The sequence below is a fragment of the Paenibacillus sp. UASWS1643 genome (assembly GCF_008693195.1).
In the GTDB taxonomy this organism is placed as follows: Bacteria; Bacillota; Bacilli; order Paenibacillales; family Paenibacillaceae; genus Paenibacillus; species Paenibacillus amylolyticus_B.
Genome location: NZ_VXKZ01000110.1, coordinates 145,117 through 170,069 on the forward strand (window position 1 = coordinate 145,117; position 24,953 = coordinate 170,069).

Annotated in this window: 19 protein-coding genes and 1 pseudogene; 11 read left to right on the forward strand and 9 right to left on the reverse strand. The window is 49.7% G+C overall.

Translation table 11 applies throughout. From position 1 onward, the window contains the following. Positions 1 to 35 precede the first annotated feature (35 nt). Positions 36 to 2,258 (reverse strand): methyl-accepting chemotaxis protein, encoded by a 2,223-nt coding sequence (locus FE296_RS17625; protein ID WP_150365877.1) that lies wholly within the window; start codon positions 2,256 to 2,258, stop codon positions 36 to 38. 449 nt (positions 2,259 to 2,707) lie between these two features. On the opposite strand from FE296_RS17625, the gene FE296_RS17630 reads away from it, so the two are divergent. The 11 genes and pseudogenes from FE296_RS17630 to FE296_RS17680 all read left to right on the forward strand — a co-directional run bounded on the left by FE296_RS17630 (position 2,708) and on the right by FE296_RS17680 (position 14,999). Further along, positions 2,708 to 3,532, forward strand: coding sequence for an ABC transporter ATP-binding protein (locus FE296_RS17630; protein WP_150365826.1), 825 nt, complete (start codon positions 2,708 to 2,710; stop codon positions 3,530 to 3,532). Then, positions 3,513 to 4,325, forward strand: coding sequence for an ABC transporter permease (locus FE296_RS17635; protein ID WP_150365827.1), 813 nt, complete (start codon positions 3,513 to 3,515; stop codon positions 4,323 to 4,325). The genes FE296_RS17630 and FE296_RS17635 overlap by 20 nt, the downstream gene beginning before the upstream one ends. A 359-nt stretch (positions 4,326 to 4,684) precedes the next feature. Beyond that, a pseudogene (locus FE296_RS34075) lies at positions 4,685 to 5,259 on the forward strand (ABC transporter permease). A gap of 79 nt (positions 5,260 to 5,338) precedes the next feature. Next, positions 5,339 to 6,415, forward strand: a complete 1,077-nt coding sequence (locus FE296_RS17645) for an ABC transporter substrate-binding protein (RefSeq protein WP_150365828.1) — start codon at positions 5,339 to 5,341, stop codon at positions 6,413 to 6,415. Positions 6,416 to 6,660: 245 nt separating this feature from the next. After that, entirely contained in the window at positions 6,661 to 8,034 is a 1,374-nt protein-coding gene (locus FE296_RS17650; protein ID WP_150365829.1) for an aspartate aminotransferase family protein, read from the forward strand. Between the two features lie 36 nt (positions 8,035 to 8,070). Beyond that, positions 8,071 to 9,360: a M20 family metallo-hydrolase gene (locus tag FE296_RS17655; RefSeq protein ID WP_150365830.1), complete on the forward strand. Its 1,290-nt coding sequence runs from the start codon at positions 8,071 to 8,073 to the stop codon at positions 9,358 to 9,360. 4 nt (positions 9,361 to 9,364) lie between these two features. Further along, positions 9,365 to 10,246 (forward strand): nitrilase-related carbon-nitrogen hydrolase, encoded by an 882-nt coding sequence (locus FE296_RS17660; RefSeq protein ID WP_150365831.1) that lies wholly within the window; start codon positions 9,365 to 9,367, stop codon positions 10,244 to 10,246. A 108-nt stretch (positions 10,247 to 10,354) separates the two neighbouring features. Further along, positions 10,355 to 11,722, forward strand: a complete 1,368-nt coding sequence (locus FE296_RS17665) for an NAD(P)-dependent oxidoreductase (protein WP_150365878.1) — start codon at positions 10,355 to 10,357, stop codon at positions 11,720 to 11,722. 312 nt (positions 11,723 to 12,034) lie between these two features. Beyond that, the gene (gene preA / locus FE296_RS17670; RefSeq protein ID WP_150365832.1) at positions 12,035 to 13,330 is read left to right on the forward strand and encodes an NAD-dependent dihydropyrimidine dehydrogenase subunit PreA; all 1,296 of its coding nucleotides are present in this window, start codon (positions 12,035 to 12,037) and stop codon (positions 13,328 to 13,330) included. Further along, positions 13,327 to 14,772, forward strand: coding sequence for a dihydropyrimidinase (gene hydA, locus FE296_RS17675; protein WP_150365833.1), 1,446 nt, complete (start codon positions 13,327 to 13,329; stop codon positions 14,770 to 14,772). The genes preA and hydA overlap by 4 nt, the downstream gene beginning before the upstream one ends. Beyond that, on the forward strand, positions 14,772 to 14,999 hold the full coding sequence (locus tag FE296_RS17680; protein WP_062836929.1) for a hypothetical protein: 228 nt from the start codon (positions 14,772 to 14,774) through the stop codon (positions 14,997 to 14,999). Before hydA ends, FE296_RS17680 begins: the two co-directional genes overlap by 1 nt. A 16-nt stretch (positions 15,000 to 15,015) precedes the next feature. Here FE296_RS17680 and FE296_RS17685 read toward each other — a convergent pair whose 3' ends face one another. The 8 genes from FE296_RS17685 to FE296_RS17715 form a co-directional block, all read right to left on the reverse strand. Continuing rightward, entirely contained in the window at positions 15,016 to 16,719 is a 1,704-nt protein-coding gene (locus FE296_RS17685) for a PucR family transcriptional regulator (protein WP_223868923.1), read from the reverse strand. A 314-nt stretch (positions 16,720 to 17,033) separates the two neighbouring features. Then, complete coding sequence (locus tag FE296_RS17690; protein WP_150365835.1) at positions 17,034 to 20,270, reverse strand: efflux RND transporter permease subunit; 3,237 nt, start codon at positions 20,268 to 20,270, stop codon at positions 17,034 to 17,036. Positions 20,271 to 20,303: 33 nt separating this feature from the next. Further along, complete coding sequence (locus tag FE296_RS17695) at positions 20,304 to 21,233, reverse strand: TetR/AcrR family transcriptional regulator (RefSeq protein ID WP_190945319.1); 930 nt, start codon at positions 21,231 to 21,233, stop codon at positions 20,304 to 20,306. A gap of 230 nt (positions 21,234 to 21,463) precedes the next feature. Beyond that, a complete protein-coding gene (locus tag FE296_RS33790; RefSeq protein WP_256974927.1) occupies positions 21,464 to 21,595 on the reverse strand; it encodes a hypothetical protein in 132 nt (43 codons plus the stop codon). Positions 21,596 to 21,937: 342 nt separating this feature from the next. Continuing rightward, the gene (locus tag FE296_RS17700) at positions 21,938 to 22,252 is read right to left on the reverse strand and encodes a DMT family transporter (protein ID WP_017691901.1); all 315 of its coding nucleotides are present in this window, start codon (positions 22,250 to 22,252) and stop codon (positions 21,938 to 21,940) included. Further along, a complete protein-coding gene (locus FE296_RS17705; RefSeq protein WP_017691902.1) occupies positions 22,252 to 22,593 on the reverse strand; it encodes a DMT family transporter in 342 nt (113 codons plus the stop codon). The genes FE296_RS17700 and FE296_RS17705 overlap by 1 nt, the downstream gene beginning before the upstream one ends. Then, complete coding sequence (locus FE296_RS17710; RefSeq protein ID WP_150365837.1) at positions 22,590 to 23,213, reverse strand: TetR/AcrR family transcriptional regulator; 624 nt, start codon at positions 23,211 to 23,213, stop codon at positions 22,590 to 22,592. Before FE296_RS17710 ends, FE296_RS17705 begins: the two co-directional genes overlap by 4 nt. Before the next feature lie 126 nt (positions 23,214 to 23,339). Continuing rightward, on the reverse strand, positions 23,340 to 24,815 hold the full coding sequence (locus FE296_RS17715; RefSeq protein WP_124116557.1) for a phospholipase D family protein: 1,476 nt from the start codon (positions 24,813 to 24,815) through the stop codon (positions 23,340 to 23,342). Between the last annotated feature and the right edge of the window lie 138 nt (positions 24,816 to 24,953).

The following is a 24,953-nucleotide window of genomic DNA, read 5'->3' on the forward strand; positions in this document are numbered from 1 at the left end:
TTTAGCTATTTCTCCAATCCGCGTCAACGATGACGTCAGATGATAGCATTTTTGGCGGGGTGGTTCAGATGGAATTGTCCCACGAGTTGTTGCAGAAAGACCGTAATGGCTTCCACGTTATGCGAAGAATGCTGAACCTGCAACATATCACGGATCAGCTCCATCATCTCTGCTTCTACCTCAGCAGAAGTCGCCCGATTTTGATGGCTGATCGCAGCAATATTCTCCATCAGCATGACCACTTGATCCACGACTTGTGTGCGCTCAGGTTCTTCAGCGGTAGCATTTTGCAGAAGTTGCGAAGCGGCCTGAACCAGTGTTGTTCCCTCAGCCAGCACCTGATCTCCCTCTGTGATTAATTGAGATGCCGCTCCTGCTGCCGTTGAGATTCGGTCCAGAATCTGATGGATATTTTCCGTAGAAGAACGGGATAATTCGGCCAGCTTGCGGATTTCCCCTGCCACAACCGAGAAGCCTTGGCCATGTTCGCCCACACGTGCAGCTTCAATGGTAGCATTCAGAGCCAGCAGGTTGGTCTGAGCTGAAATTTCATCAATAACAGCCAGTGCGCGGTAAATCTCTTTCATCGTATCCATGAAGGACAGGATGGTACGGTTGGTATCGGATACCGCTCCCGAGATTTGGGTCATTTTATCGCCGATTCGTTCCACTTCCTGCTGGGCTACGCCGATCTGTTTAGTTGCAGAAGTCTCCAGTTGTTGCAGCGTTAAGCGCATGTGATCGGCAGCAATCTTGGCCTGGTCGAGATCTTCCAGTTGGGTGCGAATGGCCTGAATCATCGAACCAAGCTTGTAGTTCACACGCTCAGTCGTACCTTGGGTTGTCTCTGTTGAAGTTCGCATCTGATACTGGTTGTCCATAACGTCTACCGTAGCAAGTTGTACCTTCAGCATAATGCCTTCCAGAGAATCAATCATGTTGTTGATCCACTTCGCCAGCTCACCTGATTCATCTTGGGCAAAAGCAGACGTGTCCAGACGCTGGGTCAGATCACCCCTGCCTTCCGCGTTAATTCGAATAAATCGGCTGATGCGGCGCAAGTCCTCATGAACCCGCCGATATTGGCTACGATGCAGCTGTAATGCAGTGAAGAATCCAAATAACACATTAAAGGCTGCCATTGCTGCCGCGCTCCAACCACTACCAGTGAAGGCATAGACAAGAGCTGCTCCTGCAATGCCTGACAAAAGCGTGAAGAGACTGTGCTGCTTGAACTGGCGCCAGCCGATGCTTCGTATCCGATACACTTCCTCCAGATCCCCTTCACACATCATGCCCCAGCGATCAGGACAGTGTGGCAGCTGGAAGGTGATGCCTTTGCCGATCACAGAAATATGTCGGTAATCCGAGTATCCGGGAAAGGCTACGAACAGATTGGAACCATTCTGAATGGTGTTTGCTACTCCGGGGTGTAGTTCTCCGGTCGATGGATCGGTGAACATGAGTTCCAGCTCGGTATGCTCTTTAACGGAAACGATGCCCCACTCGGTGGTGACGCCATCTTTGAGGTTTTCCCCATGCGTAAAGGTACGGTCTTCAAAGCGGCTTCGGGATAAGGCGGTGCCGGGTTGCAGATGAGGCCGTAATATCGACTCGGCCATAAAGAGGTAATTGTCACCGGAATCAGGATAGATATGACCTGATTCTCGTTGGATCAGGTCACCCAGTACATCCCCGGGTACACGGCTGCATAATGAACCGACATAGCGACCTTCCTGCAGGATTGGGGAGATAAACAGCAAGGTGACATCATCGTGAAAGGCGGACGAGCGTGGACCAATATCCAACGTCAGTGGATCAGAATATGGACCATACAAGCATTTTTTGCCATGACGATCTGCTCTGGAGTATTTCAATCCTGGTCCAATTAAAGCTTCGTAATCTTCATAGATCTGTCCAATATGTTTCTTATATGTAGAAAATACCACCTGATTCTGTTCGTTCAGCATGAATAGCTCCGTACTGTCTACGGCTCGAATATAACTGGATTGAAACCATGTATCTAGTTTGCTTCGTTGCTGTGAACCTTGTAATACATCCTGTAATTGGACCGACTGTATCTGTTGGAGCAAACGGTCCAGGTGATTCCATTGTTCATCTGCCCAGTCCATCATAAGCTGTCGTCTCGTTTCGGCAATCCCCTCAAAAATCTGTTCTACATCTTCCTTCATATGTGCGTTCAACCGATACGATCGCCAGAGCGGCAATCCTTTTCTCCATCCCAGCCAATCAAACATCATGACCACCCCGATTTCTGGATTTGAAAGCTTCGTTCTACTGATCTTTGGATAGACCTATATATATGTGGTTTTCAAAGTGATATGTGACAAAGGAATCCAACCTGTCTATTCAATCTTTATACAAGAAAACGAACAAGAATACGAGGGGATATGTCATATTTTCCGAATATTTAATCAATAAATACAAATGATCGTGCGCTTGTTGTTAGGTGAAATGAATGTTAGCTATCTACGAAGAAAACTCACATGTATGTATCTGAGAATCCGTCTCATTTTACATTGTGTAACATGAACAGGCCCATACTCAAAACACACTGTATAATGTAATCCCCGCCCAAAGCGATATAGTATTATCTAACAAGCAAAACCTGTTACGTTTGTGTATATAAACCTCCCATTCAGCCTTGGTGTGCAATGAAAACAACTTCCCACAAAGGAGAATGCCCATGTCCTCCATATCCTCAGCGACAGTCCCCGAAGCCTGCCATATTGATGTAGATCATGTGTCCGTTGTTTTTGGTACAGGTACACAACAAGTGACTGCCTTGTCGGATGTTACATTCCAGATCCATTCCAATGAGTTTGTCTCTCTGCTGGGCCCTTCCGGCTGTGGCAAGTCGACCTTGCTCCGGCTGGTAGGTGATCTGCTTCAGCCCACGTCAGGCACCGTACGCATTGCAGGTCAGGAACCTGAACGTGCTCGTCTACAGCGACAGTTCGGCATCGTTTTCCAGACACCAGCCCTGTTCGATTGGCGCACCGTTCGTCACAATGTGGAATTGCCCTTGGAGCTGCTCGGTACGCGCCGGAAGGAGCGCCGCCGCATTAGCGGTGAACTGCTTGAAATGGTAGGGTTAACCCGCTTCGCAGACCATTATCCATGGCAGCTCAGTGGCGGGATGCAGCAACGGGTGTCCATTGCACGTGCACTTGCACTTGATCCACCATTGCTGCTCATGGATGAACCCTTTTCCGCCTTGGACGAATTCACGAAAGAAAAACTTCAATTGGAGCTGCTTGAGATCAAGCGCTCAACAGGCAAGACCTTCCTCTTTGTCACACACAGCATCCCAGAAGCGGTATTTCTGTCCGACCGGATTATCGTGCTCTCGGCACATCCGGGGCAAGTACATTCCATTCATTCCGTCAATCTGACTTCCGAACGTCATAGTGAACTGAGAGAAACGGAAGCCTTCTACCACATGATCACGACCATTCGCAACTGCTTCTACGAGGAGCGTGATGAATCTCATGTCTCTGCGGTTCTTTAAACCGGGATATCGATCCTGGGTCGTCATCTGGATTATGGCCATATTGGTGCTGTGGGAAGGAATCGCCTGGATACTCCAACTGTTCTTGTCACCCCAGCAGGCGGCGTCTCGCCTTCCTTATCTGCACGAAGTCCTTGCAGCCTTGTTTCGGTATTCGGGTACGCTCGCAGAGCAGGGGGCTGTCACGTTTGGCAATGCAGCCATTGGTTTTGCAGGGGGAACGTTGCTGGGTCTGGGTTTGGCACTGCTCATGAGCGCGGCTGTCTGGCTGGAGCGCACGTTATCGCCATATGTCGTCTCCTCACAGATGGTTCCGGTTATTGGTCTCGCACCAATTGTGTACGGCATCATCCACAACGCAGAATGGGCGCGAATGGTTATGGCGGCGTATGTCACTTTCTTCCCGATCATCATCCATACGCTAAAAGGATTGAAAAGTGCAGCACCAGAGCACCTGGAACTGATGCGTTCCTGTGGAGCGTCAGTGACTGCACGATATATCAAATGCCTGCTGCCCTCAGCACTGCCAGGACTATTTTCTGGGTTGAAAATAGCTGCTCCGCTCGCGGTGACCTCCTCCATCGTTGTGGAATTGATGGGAGCTCCCGATGGACTCGGCGTGCTGATGGTCAGTTCGTTATATTACGGCCATGCCCAAGTTGGCATGTTCTGGGCCACCATCATGCTTAGCATTGGAATCGGCCTGATCTCATATCTGGCCATCAGTCTGGCTGAACGTTGGCTAACCCCTTGGCAGCCTGAATTCAGGGTCAAAGGAGGTGATGCCATATGAGTGAAGGTAGAGTTTTGCAACGGAAGCGGGATGAAGGTGTAGCCATTGCTGCTGTAACTGGCGTGGCTACGAACCTCACTGGTTCACAGATGACGACTGTTCCAGGTTCGGAAATTCATGGACAACAGGGACAAGCCGAAAAGGCCAGATCGGTCGCCGGCTTTCGCGGGCGCTCGATTGCACTGAGCATGCTTCCTTGGGGTGCGGGTATGTTATTTCTCGCCCTCTGGCAGCTCAGGTTGTTTCATTGGATATTCTCGCTGGAAAGCTACCAACTGCCTGTCCCTTCGGCGATTGCGGCATCCATTCAGGAAAATGCCAATATGCTCTTTCGATATGCGATGTACAGCGGAACCGAAATGCTGGGAGGCTTTTTGCTCGGTTCATTGTTGGGCGCTCTAGCGGCAGCGTGTGCATCGTTCTTTCCAACAAGCGGCAGGGCCGCGGTTACGGTTTTGTCAGCACTGAACGCTGTTCCGATTGTGGCCCTTGCCCCGATTATGAATAATTGGTTCGGTGATGGGATCTGGTCCCGTATTGCTGTTGTCACGGTGATTACAATGGCCGCCATGGCCGTCAGCCTGTTCAAAGGGCTGACTTCCATTCAGCTGCAGTACAGTGATCTGCTGAGTGGCCTTGCTGCAAGCAGGATGCAGTTTTTTGGAAGCTGAGATTGCCTCATGCGCTGCCTTCCCTCTTCGCCGGTCTGAAGATCAACATGTCGACCAGTATTATCGGAGCCATTGTGGGTGAGTTTTTCATTGCCTCACAAGGGCTCGGATACTTGCTCTCGGATCAGATTCGATTGGCGAACATGCCTTTGGCCTGGTCATGCATTGTCATCGCTGCCGCGCTCGGCATTGTGTTGTATGAAGCGGTTGTCTTGGCAGAAAAGCGACTCATTCCGTGGAACCGTGCACGCACAGATCAATAACGTGCATCAGGGTACCAACCATCCATAGATCGTAATACCTGATAGAAAAATCGTATATAAACAGGGGGTTGTTCTGTACATGTACAAAACGATGAAGCCGGGTTTGCTGGTATTGGTCCTGTTGGTTGTTACGATGCTGGGCGCTTGTTCTACGAAGTCCGAGCCGACGGCTGAACCTATTGCCGCGAGTTCAGGAGGGGCGGGAGAAGCAGATCAACCGTTAACCAAAGTGAAAATTCAATTGAAATGGGTGCCGCAGGCGCAGTTTGCCGGGATCTATGCAGCGAAGGAAAAAGGTTTTTTTGCAGATGAAGGCATTGATGCCGAGATTATTCCGGGTGGCCCGGATATCGTGATTGAGCAGCAGGTGGTCAATGGCGCAGCCGATGTGGGCATCACGGGAGTAGACAGTCTGCTGGTCAGCCGGGATAACGGTCTGCCTCTCGTCTCACTCGCCCAGATCTCGCAGAAGAGTAGTTATCGCTTGATTGCCAAGAAGTCCCTGGGCATTACTGATCCGGCTCAGATGAAAGGCAAAAAGGTCAGTACCTGGTTTGGCAGTCAACAGTTTCAGGTACTCGCGTTCATGGAGAAGAATGGCCTAGATCCGAAGAAAGATATTGAACTGGTGAAGCAGGGGTTCACTATGGATCAGTTTTTCAACGATCAGGTAGATGTAGCTACGGCGACGATCTATAACGAATACCACGTAGTACTGGAAAGTGGAGCGAAAGAATCCGATCTGGATGTATTTAATATTGAAGATGCCGGTGTTGGGATGCTAGAGGATACGCTGATTGCCAAGAAGGATTGGGTAGACAGCAATCGTGAGCTAGCGGTTAAAGTGACCCGTGCCATTCTGAAAGGCTGGAATTACGCCATCGACAATCAGGATGAGACAGTGGATATCGTGATGAGTAATGTGACGGAGGGCAGCACCACCCGTGAACATCAGGTCACGATGCTGGAAGAGATCGCAAAGCTGATTCGCCCGGAAGGATTTACGGAGCAGCAAGTTGGCAGTTTTGTAGATGAGTCATTTACCCGAACTGCGGATATTGCACTGAACTATGGCCTGATCAAAAAAGCCGCAAATCTGGATGAAGCGCTGGAGAAAAGCATCTATGAAGAAGCAGTGATTGATATGACGAAGTAATTAGGCTGGGAACAAGCATTTACACGAAAACGAAGAGTGCAGAACCAATCTGAAGAAGCGAAGCGTGCGCCTAAAAGCTTTCTGAAAGAAAGCTGCATCGGAAGCATATGCTTATCCCCAGATTTTTTCCTTAAGGAAAAATAAATCTAGAAAATCTGGGGATAACAGCGATCGGAAGATGGTACTGCAATCGGAGTGGCGAGTGTAAAGTCTGTAGGTCCAGCTTAAAGAGAGGAGGATGACGAATGAGTTCTGTGGATCAGCAGCCGCAGCCGCTTGGCGGTACGAAGGAAGAATGGCTGGAGAAAGATCGCAAATACGTATGGCATCACATCTCACCTCATAACGATCATCCGATGATTGCAGTAAGCGGGGAGGGCAGTTGGATTACCGATCAGGATGGTACGCGTTATCTGGATGCGATGTCGGGACTGTGGTGTGTGAATGTAGGGCATGGCCGTGAGGAGATTGCGAGAAGTGCCTACGAACAGATGAAAGCACTTGCTTATGTACCGATGACGCAGAGTCACGAACCAGCGATTTTGCTGGCGGAGAAGCTGAATGACTGGTTGGAGGGGGAGTATCGAATATTCTTCTCCAACTCGGGTTCAGATGCAAATGAGGTGGCTTTCAAAATAGCCCGTCAGTATCACCATCAGAATGGTGAGCCTACTCGGCACAAATTCATCTCCCGTCACCGTGCCTATCACGGTAACTCTATGGGGGCACTGGGCGCCACCGGCCAAGCTGCCCGCAAGATCAAATACGAGCCGCTCGGCGTAGGTTTCTCTCATGTTCCACCACCATATTGTTACCGATGTCCGTTTGGACGAAACAAGGATGGATGCGGACTCGAATGTGCAACCATCTATGAAGAGGTGATTCGTTGGGAAGGTCCAGAGACGGTTGCGGCAGTAATTATGGAGCCGGTAATCACAGGGGGCGGCATGATTGTCCCGCCGCCGGATTATATGCGCACTGTGCAAGAGATCTGTCAGCGCTATGGCGTGCTGCTCATTGTCGATGAGGTCATCTGTGGTTTTGGCCGCTCCGGGCAGAAGTTTGGTCATCAGAACTATGGTGTACAGCCTGATATTGTGACGATGGCAAAAGGCATGACCAGTGCCTATTCGCCGCTATCGGCAACGGCGGTGCGAGCCGATCTGTATGAGACGTTCCGGGAACCCGGACCGGATGCCCATTTTCGCCATGTAAATACCTTTGGCGGGAATCCGGTATCCTGCCGGGTTGCACTGGCGAATCTGGAGATTCTGGAACGAGAGAATCTGGTCAGCCGGGCGGAAGAACTGGGATACCTGCTTCGTGAGAAGCTGGAGCCACTGCTGGAGCTGTCCATTGTGGGGGATATCCGTTCATTCGGATTCGCCTGTGGCATTGAATTGATTGAAGCAGACGGATCTCCTGCGGAAGCGGATAAAGTGATGAAGGTGCTCGCCAGTTGTAAGCGGGACGGCATTCTGATTGGCAAGAACGGAGATACCGTGCCAGGGTTTGCAAATATTTTGACGATCTCCCCGCCGTTTGTCACCACCGAGGAAGAACTGGATCTGATCGCTGGAAGTTTGCTCGTTGCGCTGCGTAGTCTGGACGCAGGTTAGTTGCCATAGATGGATAACACAAGGAGGCGAGGTAGGATGCAGACCACAACAGGCAAAGTCATTAATCAGCTTCGGTTGAATGAGCGAATTGAGCAGTTGTCACAGATTGGCCGAATCGCGGAGACGGGTGTCTGCCGACTTGCCCTGACCCCGGAAGATATGGATGGCATCATACAGGTTCGTCTCTGGATGGAAAATGCCGGTTTGACGACGCGACTTGATCCCTTCGGCAATCTGATTGGTCGTCTGGAAGGTGCGGATCGGACGCTGCCGATCCTCATGATTGGTTCCCATATCGACTCTCAGCCTTACGGCGGTCGATATGATGGTGCGATTGGTGTGCTCGGCGCACTCGAAGCCGTGCAATGCCTGATCGAAAATGGCATTCAGCCCCGTATGCCGATTGAGGTGATTGCTTTTTGCGATGAAGAGGGTTCCCGTTTTAACAAAGGCCTGTTCGGCTCACGTGGTATAACTGGTCAGTTGGAAGAAGGCGAACTGGAGCGGCAGGATAAAAACGGAGTGACCCGCCGGGAGGCGTTGGAAGCCTTCGGCTGTTCTCCTTCGGATTTTGAAGAAGCGATCTACCCACCAGGTTCCATAGGCAGTTATCTGGAGCTGCACATTGAGCAGGGGCCGGTGCTGGAAGCGCTGAATGCACCAGTAGGTCTGGTGACGGGCATCTCGGGCCCGCTGTGGCTTACGGTGACGATGAAAGGAATGGCGGGTCATGCTGGTTCTGTTCCGATGGGGATGCGGCATGATGCTTTGGCAGGCAGCGCCAAAGTCATTGCGGCTTTTGACGATATGGTGAGAGAAGACCCGGAAGCTCCAACCGTAGGTACCGTGGGTAGTCTGAGGGTGTTTCCAGACTCGCGTAACATCATCCCGGAGGAAGTCAGCTTCACGGTTGATTTACGAGACATGGAGATGGAGCGCAGGAACCGGCTTGAAGCCCGATTAATGAACATTTTGGATGACGTGAGTTTCCGATATGGTCTAACTTATTCGCTGACAGAGGATACGAATAGTGAGCCGCGGTATTGTGCAGAGCCAATCCAATCGGTTATTCGTTCATCCGCGGAAGAGATCAGGGTTACTTTGCCAGAACTGATGAGTGGTCCGTTCCATGATGCGTTGGCCCTTTCGCGTGTGTGTGATTATGGCATGATATTTGTCCGCAGCAAGGATGGCATCAGTCATCATCCCAGCGAATATTCCTCCCCGGAGGATATTGGACTAGGCACGGAAGTGTTGTATCGAACCATTCGAAGGATGTGCGGTGGAGTGAACCAATCAACCATTTTACCTGAGGAGGCGTTGTGACGATATGGGCAAAATCAGCATCGGATTAATCCAGGCTTCACATGAGATTGAAGGTTCGGCTCCCGTTGAAGTTCACAAAGAGGCTGCGGTTCAGAAGCACATCACGCTGGTCCGTGAAGCTGCTGCAAGAGGGGCCAAGATCATCGGATTGCAGGAAGTATTTTATGGGCCGTACTTTTGCACAGAGCAGAATCCAAAATGGTATGCATCCGCTGAACCGGTGCCGGAAGGGCCAACGACCAGACGTTTTCAGGAACTGGCGAAGGAGCTTGCGGTGGTGATTATTTTACCTGTGTACGAGGTGGAGGGCATTGCTTCATATTACAATACGGCAGCTGTCATTGATGCAGATGGTTCATATCTGGGCAAATATCGTAAACATCATATCCCGCATGTGGAAGCAGGTGAGGGTACGAATGGGTTCTGGGAAAAGTATTATTTCAAACCAGGCAACCTCGGGTATCCGGTATTTGATACAGCTTACGCCAGAGTTGGCGTGTACATTTGTTATGACCGACATTTTCCGGAAGGGGCACGATTGCTCGGGCTGGCAGGGGCGGAGATTGTGTTTAACCCGTCGGCTACGGTTGCAGGTACATCGGAATATCTGTGGAGACTGGAACAACCCGCTCACGCAGTAGCTAACGGCTATTATGTGGCAGCCATCAACCGGGTCGGCGTGGAAGCGCCGTGGAATATGGGTGAATTTTATGGGCAGTCGTACTTGGTCGATCCACGAGGCAGAATGGTTGCCATCGGCTGCAGGGATCAGGATGAGGTCGTCATTGGCGAGATGGATACGGAGATGATTCGTGAGGTGCGTAATGTATGGCAGTTCTACCGGGATCGCAGACCGGAAACGTACGAACATCTGGTTAGTCTGTAGGAAGTGGCAACAAGTGATCGAGTGATTCTGTCAGCGGGGTGGCACGTGTGATGCACGTAAGATTGTTTGAGATAGCGTAGATCATTCTCCAGGAGGTGCATGACCTTGATGAACAGCTCAGGAACAACGTTATCCGATTATGGGTGGGAGAGTCGTTTTGCCGAGATGAAACCCGCCATGACAGGCAAGGAAGCGATGGAGGAGTCAAACCGCTGTCTGTACTGTTACGATGCACCTTGTATCAAGGCTTGTCCAACCGACATTAATATCCCTTCTTTTATTAGCAAAATATCAACAGGGCACCTGAAAGGATCGGCCCGCACCATCATGGATGCGAATCCGGTTGGAGCCAGCTGCGCACGTGTCTGTCCCACAGAGGAACTGTGCGAAGGCGCATGTGTCCTGAACGAATCGTCGAAGCCGATTCGGATCGGTGACTTGCAACGTTATGCCACCGACTGGGCACGGGCGAAGAATGAGCCGTTATTCCAGGCGGCACCTGCCAATGGGAGAACCGTCGCTGTTGTGGGAGCTGGGCCAGCGGGACTGTCGGCGGCACGTGAACTGGGGCGTGCAGGGTATGAGGTGACGATCTATGAAGCCAAATCCAAAGGCGGTGGGCTGAATACGTATGGCATCGTATCCTTCCGTCTGCCCGAATCGGTAGCGCTATGGGAAGTGGAGCAGGTAGAAGCGCTTGGTGTACAGATCCGTTATGGAGTGCGCATTGGAGTAGATATTCCTGCTTCACAGTTGCTGGAGCAGCATGAAGCGGTCATTCTGGCCTGTGGCATGGGTTCAGTACCTATGCTGGGCATTGAAGGGGAGACATTGGAAGGTGTCTATGATGCCATTGAACTGGTGGAGTCTACCAAGCAGGGTGTTCCGCCCGCGCTGAATGGTCTGAAGGTCGCCGTGATTGGGGCGGGCAATACGGCGGTAGATGCAGCGACCTGTTCGGTACGTCTTGGTGCCGAGCGGGTGCAGATGTTATATCGGCGTGGGGAAAGCCAGATGACGGCTTATGCGTTTGAATATACGTTTGCCAAGCAGGAGGGTGTGGAGTTCCGCTGGTTTACGATGCCGCAGCGTATTATCGGAGACGAGAACGGTCGGGTTCAGGCTGTAGAATGCGTGAAAATGGAGCTAATTACCCCGCCTGGCGGTGGGCGTGCATTGCCTGTGCCTGTGGAAGGATCGGAGTTCATGATCGAATGTGATACGGTCATCCGGGCGATTGGGCAGCATCGGCTACTACCATTAATCGAAGCGTTTGGGCTGCGTCACCACTGGGGCGTTGTCGAGATTGATCCGCACACGTATCGTACCTCACACCCTCAGATCTATGCGGCAGGAGATGTTGTTTTTGGTCAGGGACAGGGTGAGGCGATGGTTGTCTCGGCTGCACAACAGGGTAAGCTGGCTGCCGTGGCAGTCATGAAGGCGTTGCCTGGACAGGTGGAAGAGACGGCGTGAGCAGTTCATCAAACCCTCTGTTGAAATGAAGACGAAATGAGCTACTACAGTAATATAAGCTTTCTACGATTCGTTAGATTTTGCATTTACCTCATATGAGTCGAATAAGAGGTGTGCGGTTCGTTAGAATTTAGGTGCGTACTATCCAGAAACACCATTACTACGCAGATATCCTGAGCACGACCCAATATCCAGTACAACGATAAAAATTGAACTAAACATTTACACGAAACGGAGAGGACAGAAAGAACCTGAAGAAACGGAGTGTCCAGTGTAACTAAAAAGTTCAAACAACACCAAGGAGGGATCGTTATGGCTGACTTATCCATTAATCTGGCAGGTATTCGATCACCCAATCCATTCTGGTTGGCTTCTGCACCACCGACCAATACGGGGTATCAGGTTCAGCGTGCGTTCGAAGCGGGCTGGGGCGGCGCGGTGTGGAAGACGCTGGGCGAGCCGATTATCAATACATCCTCGCGTTTTGCGGCGGTCCATTTTGGTGGACAGCGGGTGGCGGGGTTTAACAATATTGAATTGATATCCGATCGTCCGCTGGAAGTGAATCTGCGGGAGATTGCCGAGACCAAGAAGCGCTTCCCGGATCGTGCGGTTGTCGCTTCACTGATGGTGGAACCTATGCGGGAGAAGTGGCATGAGATTGTGAAAAAGGTGGAAGCCGCCGGTGTCGACGGCCTGGAACTGAACTTTGGCTGCCCGCATGGCATGGCTGAACGTGGTATGGGAGCCGCCTCTGGTCAGCAACCTGACCTGGTCGAACTACAGACGATGTGGGTGAAGGAAGTGGCAACCACACCGGTGATTGTGAAGCTCACGCCGAATATCACGGATATTACGGCAACCGCCCGGGCAGCTGTCCGCGGCGGCGCAGATGCGATCTCCCTGATCAATACGATTAACTCCCTGGCAGGTGTGGATCTGGATTCGTGGAATACCGTACCGCATGTGGGCGGCAAAGGAGCACATGGCGGGTATTGTGGCCCAGCCGTGAAGCCCATTGCACTGAACATGGTTGCCGAGTGCGCACGTAATCCGGAGGTGGGTGTGCCGATTTCGGGTATTGGTGGCATATCCGACTGGCGGGATACGGCAGAGTTTTTGCTCATGGGCGCTACAGGGGTCCAGGTATGTACCGCAGCGATGCATCATGGATTCCGCATTGTGGAGGACATGATTGATGGGCTGAACGACTATCTGGATGAGAAGGGTCTGAGCAGTGTAGCAGAGTTGGTAGGCCAGACGGTTCCGCGATACTCGGATTGGGGCAATCTCGATCTGAACTACAAAGTGGTCGCCCGCATTAACCGCGATGTCTGCATCAATTGCAACAAATGCCATATTGCTTGTGAGGACACTTCGCACCAGTGTATTGACATGTTGACCGATCCGTCCGGTTCCTATCTGGAAGTGGTGGAGGAGGATTGTGTAGGCTGTAATCTGTGTTCGATCGTGTGCCCGGTGGATGGGGCGATTGAGATGATTGAACTTGTGCCAGAGCAGGAACCAGTAACCTGGAATGAACGTCAGTCTGCGATTGCCATGCTGCAATCCGTTAGAGATCAATCAACCAAGGAGGCGATATCATGAGTACCCGCAAATTGATTCGTAATGGTGTGTTGGTCACAGCGTCAGATACCTTTGAAGCAGATATTTTGATCGAAAAGGGTAAAATCACACAGATTGGCATCGGACTGGTGCCAGACGAACGAACGGAGGTTGTGGATGCAGTGGGCTGTTACGTCATTCCGGGCGGGATCGACCCGCATACGCATCTGGATATGCCCTTCGGTGGAACGGTAACGGCGGATGATTTTGCGACGGGAACGACAGCGGCAGCCTTTGGTGGTACAACGACGATCATTGATTTCTGTCTGACACAGAAAGGCCGTCCATTAATCGAATCCCTCCAAGAATGGCACGCCAAAGCCGAGGGTAAAGCCGCCATCGACTACGGTTTCCATCTCATGATCGGGGAGATGAATGATCAGGTGCTGGAAGAGTTGCCGCAGATCATTGAAGAAGAGGGTGTGTCATCCTTTAAGGTGTTCATGGCATATAAAAACCAGTTTCAGGCCGATGACGGGATTCTCCTCCAGACGCTGCAAAAGGCAAAAGAGTACGGCGCACTCGTCATGGTTCATGCCGAGAACGGGGATGTTATTGACCTGCTGGTTCGACAGGCGCTCGCCGATGGGCGCACGGAGCCAATTCATCATGCGCTGACTCGTCCATCCATGCTGGAGGGAGAAGCGACAGGCCGTGCGGCTCGTTTGGCAGCACTTGCGGATTCACAGTTGTATGTGGTGCATGTAACCTGTGCGGAGGCTGTAGAGCAGATCGCGCGTATGCGTGAAATGGGCTATCGGATCTGGGGGGAGACCTGTCCTCAGTATTTGACGTTGGATCAGTCGATCATGGATCAGCCGGACTTTGAAGGTGCAAAGTACGTCTGGTCACCACCGTTGCGGGAAGCGGCTCATCAGGAAGTACTGTGGAACGCATTGAAAAGTGGTCAGCTACAGACGATTGGCTCTGATCATTGTTCGTTTAATTTCAAAGGGCAGAAGGACCTGGGCAAGGATGATTTTAGCAAAATTCCGAACGGCGGGCCTGTCATCGAAGATCGCCTCAGTATTCTGTATTCGGAAGGTGTAGTCAAGGGGCGGATTACGCTCAATCAGTGGGTCGATCTATGTTCAACAAGAGCGAGCAAGTTATTTGGGTTATTTCCGCAGAAAGGGACTCTGGCTGTAGGGACAGATGCGGATATCGTTATTTTTGACCCATCTGTAAACAGGGTGATCTCGGCAGATACGCATCATATGAATGTGGATTACAGTGCATTTGAAGGTATGCAGGTACAGGGTTGTCCGGTGACAGTGTTGTGCCGCGGGGAGTATGTCATTCGAGATCGGCAGTATGCCGGAACAGCAGGGGCAGGCCAATATGTGAAGCGCAACAAGTATGATGCAAGCGCACCTATACCGATGAAACAGCCTGTGACGGCAGTGAACGGAGGGAGAAGCTGATGTCGGATCATGATGTGTTTGAGGCCGAGAGGATCGCCATAGAGCGAATGGTTGCACAGGGTTATCGGATCTATGCGGTACGGGAACATCTGGAGGGTGCTCACGTCATATGGGGGCACCCGGATCTTCCCGAAGAGAAACAAGAGCAATACGTGGGCACGGCGTCTGGACGGAAGTGGTTCAGTCACATTTTGATTCGCCAGCTTCAGGAACAACGGGGAGCGTAGACCATGCTGGAACTCTTCATGCGATCGGGCCGTGTACGTACTCATAGGCGTAGATGGCAAGTTCGATCGCGACCCTTTTCTCGGGGAGGATGTAGTCTTCTCCCAGAAGAGCTTCGATTTTGTCCAAACGGTGATACAGCGTCTGTCTGACGATATATAGAGCGGTGGCCGTCTCTTGCTTGGAGCAGCACAGGACCAAATATTGTTTGAGCGTGCGCAGCAACTGACCTCCTTTCTCTACATCGTAACGGATGAGCGGCCCCAGATATTCTTCAATAAAATCATCCAGATTGCCGCTTTGCTTCATACTGGCGATGATGCGGTAACAATGAAGATTACTGTAAAAGGGCTGTTGCATCACACCGATGTCCTTCTGAATTCGCAGTGTCTCCTTTGCGGATTCCAGACTATCTTTGAGACGGGAGAGGTCTGTGCAGTTATAACCAATACCGATCAGGCCTGAGAAGAGGCAGTGGGTTTGTTCCTGCTCGTGCTGCTGCAGCTGTTCGATGCAGCGCCAGAGACTGCTTTTGCGCTGAGATCCAGGTAGTGGGTCGAGAATGATAAGAATGATCTGGTGATTCAGAACGGTGCTGTAGAGGGTGAAATTCTCCCGAGCGAACACGGAACGGGCAACGATGTTGCGTTGGATCAATAATTTCTGAAGTTTGAGGCTATCTGTGTATGCGGGGTTGCTGTCAAATAAGATAATCGTGGCTTTGCTCGTTGCGAGAAGGGGATTAACGGTGGATACATATTCATGGATTTCCTTCGTGGAGTGATGTCCGTTAAGCCAGTCAATGACCCACATATCTTCTTTGTAGCGGCGTTTCTCTTCCATGTATTTGGTTCGCATCCAGTCCTGGGCAATCGCAGCCGCGCATCGTTCCAGTGCCTGAATGACGAATTCATCCGATGGTTTGATCGGTATGCTTGAATCTTGATCCGGCAGTTTTTGATGCATCAGCACAAGGTCGGCAAAGGTGTAGTTTAACGCCTGAACAGGCATGCTGAGTGTATGCAATGTGTTATCTGACAGCCGCATTATATTCGGAATATCTTCTCCCGCCAAATGTTCCCGCTGCAAAAACCAATCCTGCCGACGAGTCTCCAGCTGCTCTGGAGAGCAATAGGGAACGCTACTCGCTTCCCCTTCGAGTGGATATAATGCCACGGCACATCCGGTTGTTCGTGATAATAATCGAAGCAGAGGTTGTACGCCATCTCCATTCAGAAGAAGTTGGTTAAAGGAGGTGGTGAGACTATCGAGTTCGGCAATCATCCTCTGATGACTACGAATCAAGGTGAAATGCAAGTCTTGCGTAATATCAATATAACGGACTTGTTCGTGAAACCATATCAACGGGAAATCGGCTGCCACTGCAATTTCTTTCATCGCACCGAGTTGCGATTTGGTGTGATCCCCCAGTTCCATACAGAGTCCTGCAGCTCCACGTGCAATTAACTGACGCAAAAAAGACAGGCCATGCTGCTCACCTTCCTGCCAGCCAATGCCTGTCGTCAGCACCAATTCCCCGCCATTGAGCAAGTCCCCTACCTCAGGAACTTCCATGATATGAACCCAGCGAACATACCGCTCCAGCGCACGATCACTGGCCAGAACTTCCGCCTTGCGAAACACGGGTCGTTTTAACATGTCTCTGACTTGAATATGAAGCATGGTCTCCCCCACACAACCACCATCCTTCCCCAATAACATGTGATCTATCTGGAGTCTGGAATCCGTCAACTTACATAATTAATCCATATTATAATTCCATTTACAGCCGATGGGCTGAAATCTAACGTTTATTTGTTTCAAATGACAAATGGGTATGTATTTTTTGTGATGTTGATTAAAATGAAGCATTTCTATGTCAGTCAATGTCTCGTGTGAATTTACATAAAAAAGCCCCTTAGCTTTATATCGGAATTTATAACCATTCCAATATGCGCTAAGGGGCGAGAAGCTAAATATTATAGTCTGTATTTAAGTTGGACTCGAACCGTTACATGAGAACGACTCTCTACTTCTTAATCTTCGATTCTTTTCTTTTTAAATTTCATCAGGAACTCATACACAATCGGTACGATAACCAGTGTGAGCAGCGTGGAGCTGATCAGACCGCCGATTACGGTAATTCCGAGTCCTTTGGAGATGATACCCGCACTCTCTTCGAGACCCGTTACCAGTGGCAACAGGGCACCAATGGTCGCGAGAGCGGTCATCAGAATTGGACGCAGACGAGTTGCACCGGCTTCCAGCAAGGCTTCACGGGTAGGCATACCCTCTTTTTCCTTGTGAATAACACGGTCGATCAACACGATGGCGTTGGTGACCACGATCCCGATGAGCATCAGTCCACCCATCATGGCGGATACGTCAAGCGTACCACCAGCGATGAACAGACCTACCATAATACCAATCACCGTAAATGGCAGGGAGAACAGGATTGCGAATGGTGCCAATCCGCCGCCGAATGTAACAACGAGCACGAAGTATACAATGGCAATGGCTGCCAGCATGGCGAGACCCAGTTGAGTAAAGGTATCATTAATCTGTTCGGTTGTACCGCCGAACTTCACTTCAACGCCGTCAGGCAGATCCAACTTGTCGATCTCAGCCTGTAAGCTACTTGAAGCCTTCGTTACATCCGAAGCCAGGATGTTGGCTGTCACTTGTACAACCACTTTACCATCAATTTGCATGATGGAGTTCGGGGATGTGCCTTCTTCCACTTTGGCAACATCTTTAATCGGTACTTCGATGCCAAGCGGTGAAGTGACGGTTTCATCCTCAATCTCATTAATGCTGCTGAATGTTTTATCGTCGGTCTCTACATATACTTTATACGTTTTGTTATCAATATCGACTTCCGTGAGCACAGGACGTTCGCGTGCCGGACTCAGTGCCATAGCCAGTTGGCCTGCAGTCAAGCCCAGGGAACTTAATTTCTCCTGATCTGCCACGAGCGTATACTGCTCGTAGGTGTCAGCGAGAGTCGTATCTGCTTTTTCAAAATTATCCGTATCCGCTTCAACCAGTTTCAGAATTTCGTCCGATACAGGTTTGAGTTGCTCTACATTATCGCCATAGATGGATAGGCTCAGGCCACTGCCACCCAGACCGCCGGACATGTCGAGCTCATTCCAGGTTCCTACGGTAACTTCTTTTTTCAGACCTTCTACTAGTTGTTCCTTCACTTTTGTAAAGTCTTTTGTATCTTCGTTATATTCAATATAGAAGAGGGCCGAGTTGGAACCACCGCCACCCATGCTGCTCAGTGGATTGCTTCCGCCGATGGAATATTGCATTTTCTCCAGACCCGGTTGTTTCAGCAACCACTTCTCTGCAACGAGTGCTTCTTTTTCTACATCTTCACGCAAAGCTCCTGTTTGTGGACTGTACGTAATGGTCACATATTTATCCTGTTGTTCTGGCAAGAAGCTTGCACCGATGAATGGGTACAGGAACAAACTGCCGACCAGCAGGATCACTGCAATACTGACAGTGATGAGTTTGTGTGATAGTGTCCAGTTCAGCAGGCGTTTGTAACCTTCCGCCATCTTGCCTGGTTTTTCTTCGTGATTCTGCTTGTTCTTGAGTCCTTTACGGAACAGGGAATGTGCAAGCATCGGCACGATGGTAATGGCAACGATCAGGGATGCCAGCAAGGCAAATACCATGGTCAATGCAAATGGCAGGAACAGCTCGCCCACCATACCGCTTACCAGTGCCAGTGGCAGGAATACTGCAATCGTTACGATCGTGGAAGAAAGGATTGGCACAAACATCTCGCGCGTTGCTTCGCGAACCAGTTCACGGCCTTTCAGTTTCTCACCTTTGAGTGTTAATCTGCGGTAGATGTTCTCGATAACAACGATGGAGTCATCGACAACCCGTCCGATGGCAACCGTCATGGCACCCAGTGTCATCATGTTCAAGGTAATATCCATTATATTGAGAGCAGTCAATGCCATGAGCAAGGAGAGCGGGATCGAGATAATGGAGATAATGGTTGAACGAATATTACGCAGGAAAAGTAAAATGATCAGGATAGCAAACAAAGCACCAAAAACGGCTTTGCCCAGCATCGTGTTCACCGAGTCCTGGATCGGTTTACCTTGGTCAAGCAGTACAGTCAGATCAGCGTTTTTGAACTGCTTCTGCAACTCTTCAGCTTTGTCCTTGACTGCATTCACGACATCAACCGTGTTGGCGTCATTGGATTTTACAACGGAAATACCGATCGATTCCTTGCCATCTGTCCGGGAAATGGATTCCGCTTGACCGATGACGTCGATCTTGGCTATTTCACTTAGTTTTACAGTTGGAATGCCAGGCGCGTTGGCAGCGCCTGATGGGCTACCTACACTAGCATTACCGCCAGCAGCTTGCCCTGCAGCCTGGTCCGTTCCTTGTGCAGAGCCAGGAGCGGTACCTTGGCTAGCTTCACCAGTTGGTGCACCAGAGCCTTGTGGGGCTGTGCTTGCACCATTGCCTGTGGAAGCCCCAGCACCGCCAGGTACGATTGGAATGGCAAGGTTTTTTAGATCATCGATGTCGATGATGTTGCCATCTACGACAACGGCTTTCTGGGATTTATCCAGTTCAAACAGTCCAAGGGGCACACGAATGGATGAACCTTGAACGATGCCGTTTACCGTATCTTCCGTTAGGCCCAGCTCGGCCATTTTGGCTTGGTCAAACTTCAATTGAACTTCTTTCACATATTGACCGGAAACCTGAACCTGAGCTACACCGTCAATATCTTCGAGTGCAGGCTGAATATCTGATTCAACCAGTCGTGTCAATTGTTCCAGGTCACCGCCGTCCTTGTCAGACAGGCTCAGAGATACAACCGGGAAAGAGTTAATGCTGAACTTGGAAATGGTCGGCTTCTGCACGCTGTCAGGCAATTGAACTTCATTCAGTGCCTCACGAACGGTTGCCGTTGCGTTGGTTAGATCAGTTCCATAATCAAATTCGAGTGTGATCGATGCTGCATTCTCCATGGAAGTGGAGGTCACCGTCTTCACGCCATCTACATTACGTAGTTTTACTTCCAGCGGCTTCGTGACATCTTCAACAATTCCCTCCGGAGCAGCCCCCGGATCAATGGCAGTGACATTCAGAAACGGTACGTTGATGTTCGGAATGGTCTCTTGCTTCATCGTCAATCCGCTGTACAAACCTGCGAAAGAGATGATGATTGTCAGAATCCAGATCGCAAACTTGTTGTTCAGTGAAAAATTAATAATACCTTTCATACGATGGTTTCTTCTCCTCTCTGTTTCTCCTGTTTATGTGTGTGACGAGTCAGCAGGGATGAACCGGCTATACATGGCATCCAAAATATGCTGAAGCTCGGAATGCAAGGGTTGAATGGCAGTTACGTTCTCCAGATTGTGCATCATGCCCAGAATAATGGCACGCCGCGGCGTGAATTCCATCATCTCCTGTCTGAGAATGGCAATGGTTTCAAGTGCATCATTCTTCGGTTGCCCTGCGGGCAAATCGGAGGAGGCAATATCCTGCATTTGTTTGATGATATGGATAGGATGTCGCATCACCGTGGAATCGGGTTGGGCCTCGGTAATCCAGGCAGGCCATTCCTCCAGAGGAATCAAAGGCTCAGGTCGCTGGTTAAGAAATCCATGTGCGGCATAGTCCATCATTTGCAGCAAGTTTGTTGCCATTTTGGTAACGGTGAGAGATGGCATCTCTGTAAACCAGATTTTTACATAGGAGAGGAACAGTCCGTGTGTCAACAAAATAAGATCAATCGTATATGGTTCAATCTCCCGTCCATACTGCTCTTCCAGCTTATCCTTAAACCAATGTAAGGTACGGATCTCCAGATCTCTTTGCTGTGGATGGCACTGTTCCTTGCGTTGCTGTTCATCATCCATCATCATGCTTCGCAATTGTACCCGCAAAAATTCCTTGAATTCGGCTACATGAATGAGCAGTGTTTCGATCTGCTTGTGCAGGCGTTCTCGCGAGGAGAGGCTGGTTTCATGCTCAATCTGCGTCATCTCGTCCATTAGCGTGTACATGCAGTACTCCAGCGTACTGGCTTCCAATTCCTCTTTGGATTTGAACATGATATAAAGGCTGCCTTTGGACATCCCGCATAGTTCGGCAATCTCTTGCATGGATGTTGCAGCACTGCCTTTGGATGAGAATAACTTGAGTGCTGTAGTAATGATGAGTTTTTTCTTCTCATTCATCTCATGTATAGGGTTCATTAACGATGCATTCACCTCATCAGGGAACTTGTGAGTTCTTGAATTGACTTTAAGGTCAAACCAAGTATAAACGATCTGGTTGAAGGAATTCAAATGGGAGTAAATTGGAAAATTAATATGGAGGAAAGAGGATGATCAAAGGGAAAAAGAACAACATGTAACAAAGTGTAGCCTGTATGTACGATTGGGTGTTGCTATCAAGAACGTTTAAGTTAGGCTCCTCCAGTGAAGGCGTACAAGGCGAGTATAATAATGGCGACTAGAGCGATGAGATAGAAGATCGCCATGCCGATCAGAAGGGTATACCCTGTATAAGAGCCCATGCGTGCCAATAATTTTCTCATGATTACGACATCCTTTCTTACGTGGCAGAGTATAAAGAGGTTCCCTATTTATATATCATATCCCAAAAAAAGACGACTTCCTGATCGAAGTCGTCTTTTTTATATTACAGAATTTAATAGATATCATAATGGAAGCTAAGAATTACACGATAACGGAGATTGCAGAACCGACTTGAAGAAACGAAGTGTTCGCCTTAAAGCTTTTTGTAAGAAAGCTTCTTCGGAAGCATATGCTATCACCGGATTTATCCCTCTTCAAAGGGAATCAAAGAAATCTGGGGATAACAGCGATCAGAAAGTGGTACTGCAATCGGAGTTATAAAGTGTAATTCAGTTATTCCATTATGTGATCAGTTTAAGACCAACGGCTGCAACCAAAATCATCGCGATAAACAGGATACGCTTCGCTTCTTTCCGTTCACCGAACAGGAACATGCCTGTTAACGTACTGCCGACCGTCCCGATCCCCGTCCACACGGCATACGCTGTGCCCATGGGAATGGACGTCATGGCGTAGGACAACAACGAGAAGCTGAACACAAACGACACCAGCATAAGTACAATGTATGGCCATCCTTTCTTGGTGGAAGCACCATTAATACCGATTACGCCGAAAATTTCACATATCCCTGCACCTACAATTGCCATCCAAGCCATTATACTGCACCTCCTTTGGCTTCTTGCTGATCCGTAACCAGCTTCAGTCCGATTACGCCGCAGAGCAGCAGCCCGATGAGCAATACTTTGGCCAAGCGGAACGGCTCACCGAACAGTACCATCTCCGTAAGGACCGTGCCCGCCGTACCAATTCCCGTAAAGACGGCATACACCGTACCCACAGGCAGTCTTTTGGAAGCGGCAATGATCAGTCCAAAACTGATCACGATGGCAATCCCCGTCAAAGTCCACTCCCAGGCATTCGAGGCATGTTTCAGCCCGCTTACCCAGACAATCTCAATAATTCCACCGATAAATACATATAACCAGTTGCGGTTCATGTTGTTAAATCTCCTTCCGGCATAACGCTTTGTGCCTCTTCGTTCAAATGATGAATGCCATGCCAAAAGACAGGCCAGGATGCTTCCAACCGTCTCTTGTACCGACGGGAACTTCCATAGATAATCTCCACGGTAATACCGTCGAGGAACGTCATAAATGCAATGGCGGCTTGTTCCGCGGGAAGGGGCGGAATATCTCCATTACGCATTGCCCTTTGCAGCAGACGAGTCAGTGCGCGTTCCATGCCATCGATAAACGGATACACCTGATCCATCACTTCGCCATACAGAGAAAGGGGTGGGTAAAAACAATTACGCAGCATCAAACGAGCCGAAGCATGGGCGTTGTATTCTTGTTCGAACCAGATCAGCAAGCCTTTCAGCCTCTGCTCCAATGGCAGATCCGCATGATCGCGGAAATATTCCAGTGTGTGCCGTTTTACCTCGTGAAAAGCAAAGGCCAGTGTGTGTAAAAACAAGTCATCCTTGCAGCTAAAATGCGCATATATGGACGGTTTTTTAATCCCGACTTCATCAGCAATAGCTCTCAGAGAAGCTCCCTCATAGCCATCTCTGGCAAAATGGAACAGGGCTGCATCCCGAATGGATTGTGCAGTCATTCAATCACCTTCCTAACGGTCGTTAGGTAATTATATTTTCACACTTCACATCGCCTGTCAAGATGAAAATGTCCGTCTGCACAGTAGAGTACAGACGGACATAACAGGTATGAATGTGGTTTTTGATCAAAAGGTTGTAAAACCCAGAATCAGTTGCAGCTTATATAGGATACCTTTCAAAAACGTAGTCTTCTCCTGGAACTCATCCAGGTCTAAAGTGAATTCGGCATCATTATTATTCCAAATACGCTCGAAATAATTCGCGATATCAAGCGTGAACTTATTGTCTGGAGGAGCAGCAATCCATAGATCATTCTCCAGATTGTAGTCATTCAGGTTTCGAGGTGTGAAGTTGGTTGAACCCCCGAGGACAATATGATCACCGGTTGCTTTGGCAAGATAGATCATCTTGGTGTGGTATTGCTCCTTGGTGGTGTTATACCAGCGGATCTGAATTTTACCGTCGGATTTATCATGCAATTCAGCAGCGACAGGGCGGTTTGGAATACCGATCTTTTCCTGACCAAAGGCATTTTCATTTGGATCCAGTACAAGTCGGATCTCGGTTCCTCGTTTTGCGGCTTCCAGCAGGGCTTCCAATACTTTCGGAGAGGCCACATAGAACATGCCCATCCATAAGGTGTCACCTTTGCCAGCCTGATTGATCTCCTGAAGTACAGCGTCATTCACTTTGCCTTCAGTTAAATAGCGTATTCGCAAATCTCCCGTGTTCGAATCCGGGGAAGAAGCTGTGTAGGCAGGAACCTGGCCTCCGCCTGAGATGTCGAGAACAGCTTGCTCTGACTGAAGAATATCGCCAATGATTGGACCTGTTACTTCAAATGCAATGTTTGAGTGGTAGGCACTCGCATCATGAATATTGCCAGAAGAGACAATCGCCGTCTTCTCACTAACAACAACTTTGCGATGATTTGCTTTCACATTGAGCAGCTTGAGATAGGACCGTACCGTTACATCCGGACCATCCGTGGCCATCAGGTTTTTGATCCAGCCATCTCCGGATTGGCCGAACCATTGGAAGAAGGTACGCCAGACCGCAGAGTATACCGGAGTTGAATCACGCAAAGGGTCCACATCCGTGATGACCACATGAATGCCTGCTTGTTTCATTTGTTCCAGCAACGGATTGGGTGCTGAGTTATAGTTGGTATTTACTTCATCTGTAATAAACCAGATGTCCATATCAGGATGCTGATTTTTTTTGGCGACCAGCGCTTCGGTGAATTCAGTACTCACGGGAGGAAAGTTCTGTCCCTTGTGCTGATAATTATTGAACAGGAACATATCCACCAGGACAAATTGCTCTGCTTCCTCCACAATTTGCATCATGCGCTGGAAAATCTGCTGTTCGTGCTCCATCTGTCCGTCGGAGGAAGGATAAGTGAGGTCATGCAGGAACTCGACTTGATCCACACGATACTCCGGACTTTCGTAGGAAATGCCCGTTGGTAATGGTTTGTAGGTCTGATAGAGCATGACGGCGATGAGCCATAGGACCAATAGGACGAGTCCTGTTCGTATGTATGGAAATTTGCCGCGTGAAGACTTGCGGTCTGATGTATGGCGGCGTAATGAGACCACGGTGGACTCCCCCTTCTGTACTTGCTGACTTTCTATTACCACACGGATGATAACGTTGACGCAGGAGAACCCGCCAGCATAACGAATGTAGCGGTAAAATGCATATGGCAAAATTGGCATTATGCAATCGACAGGTGT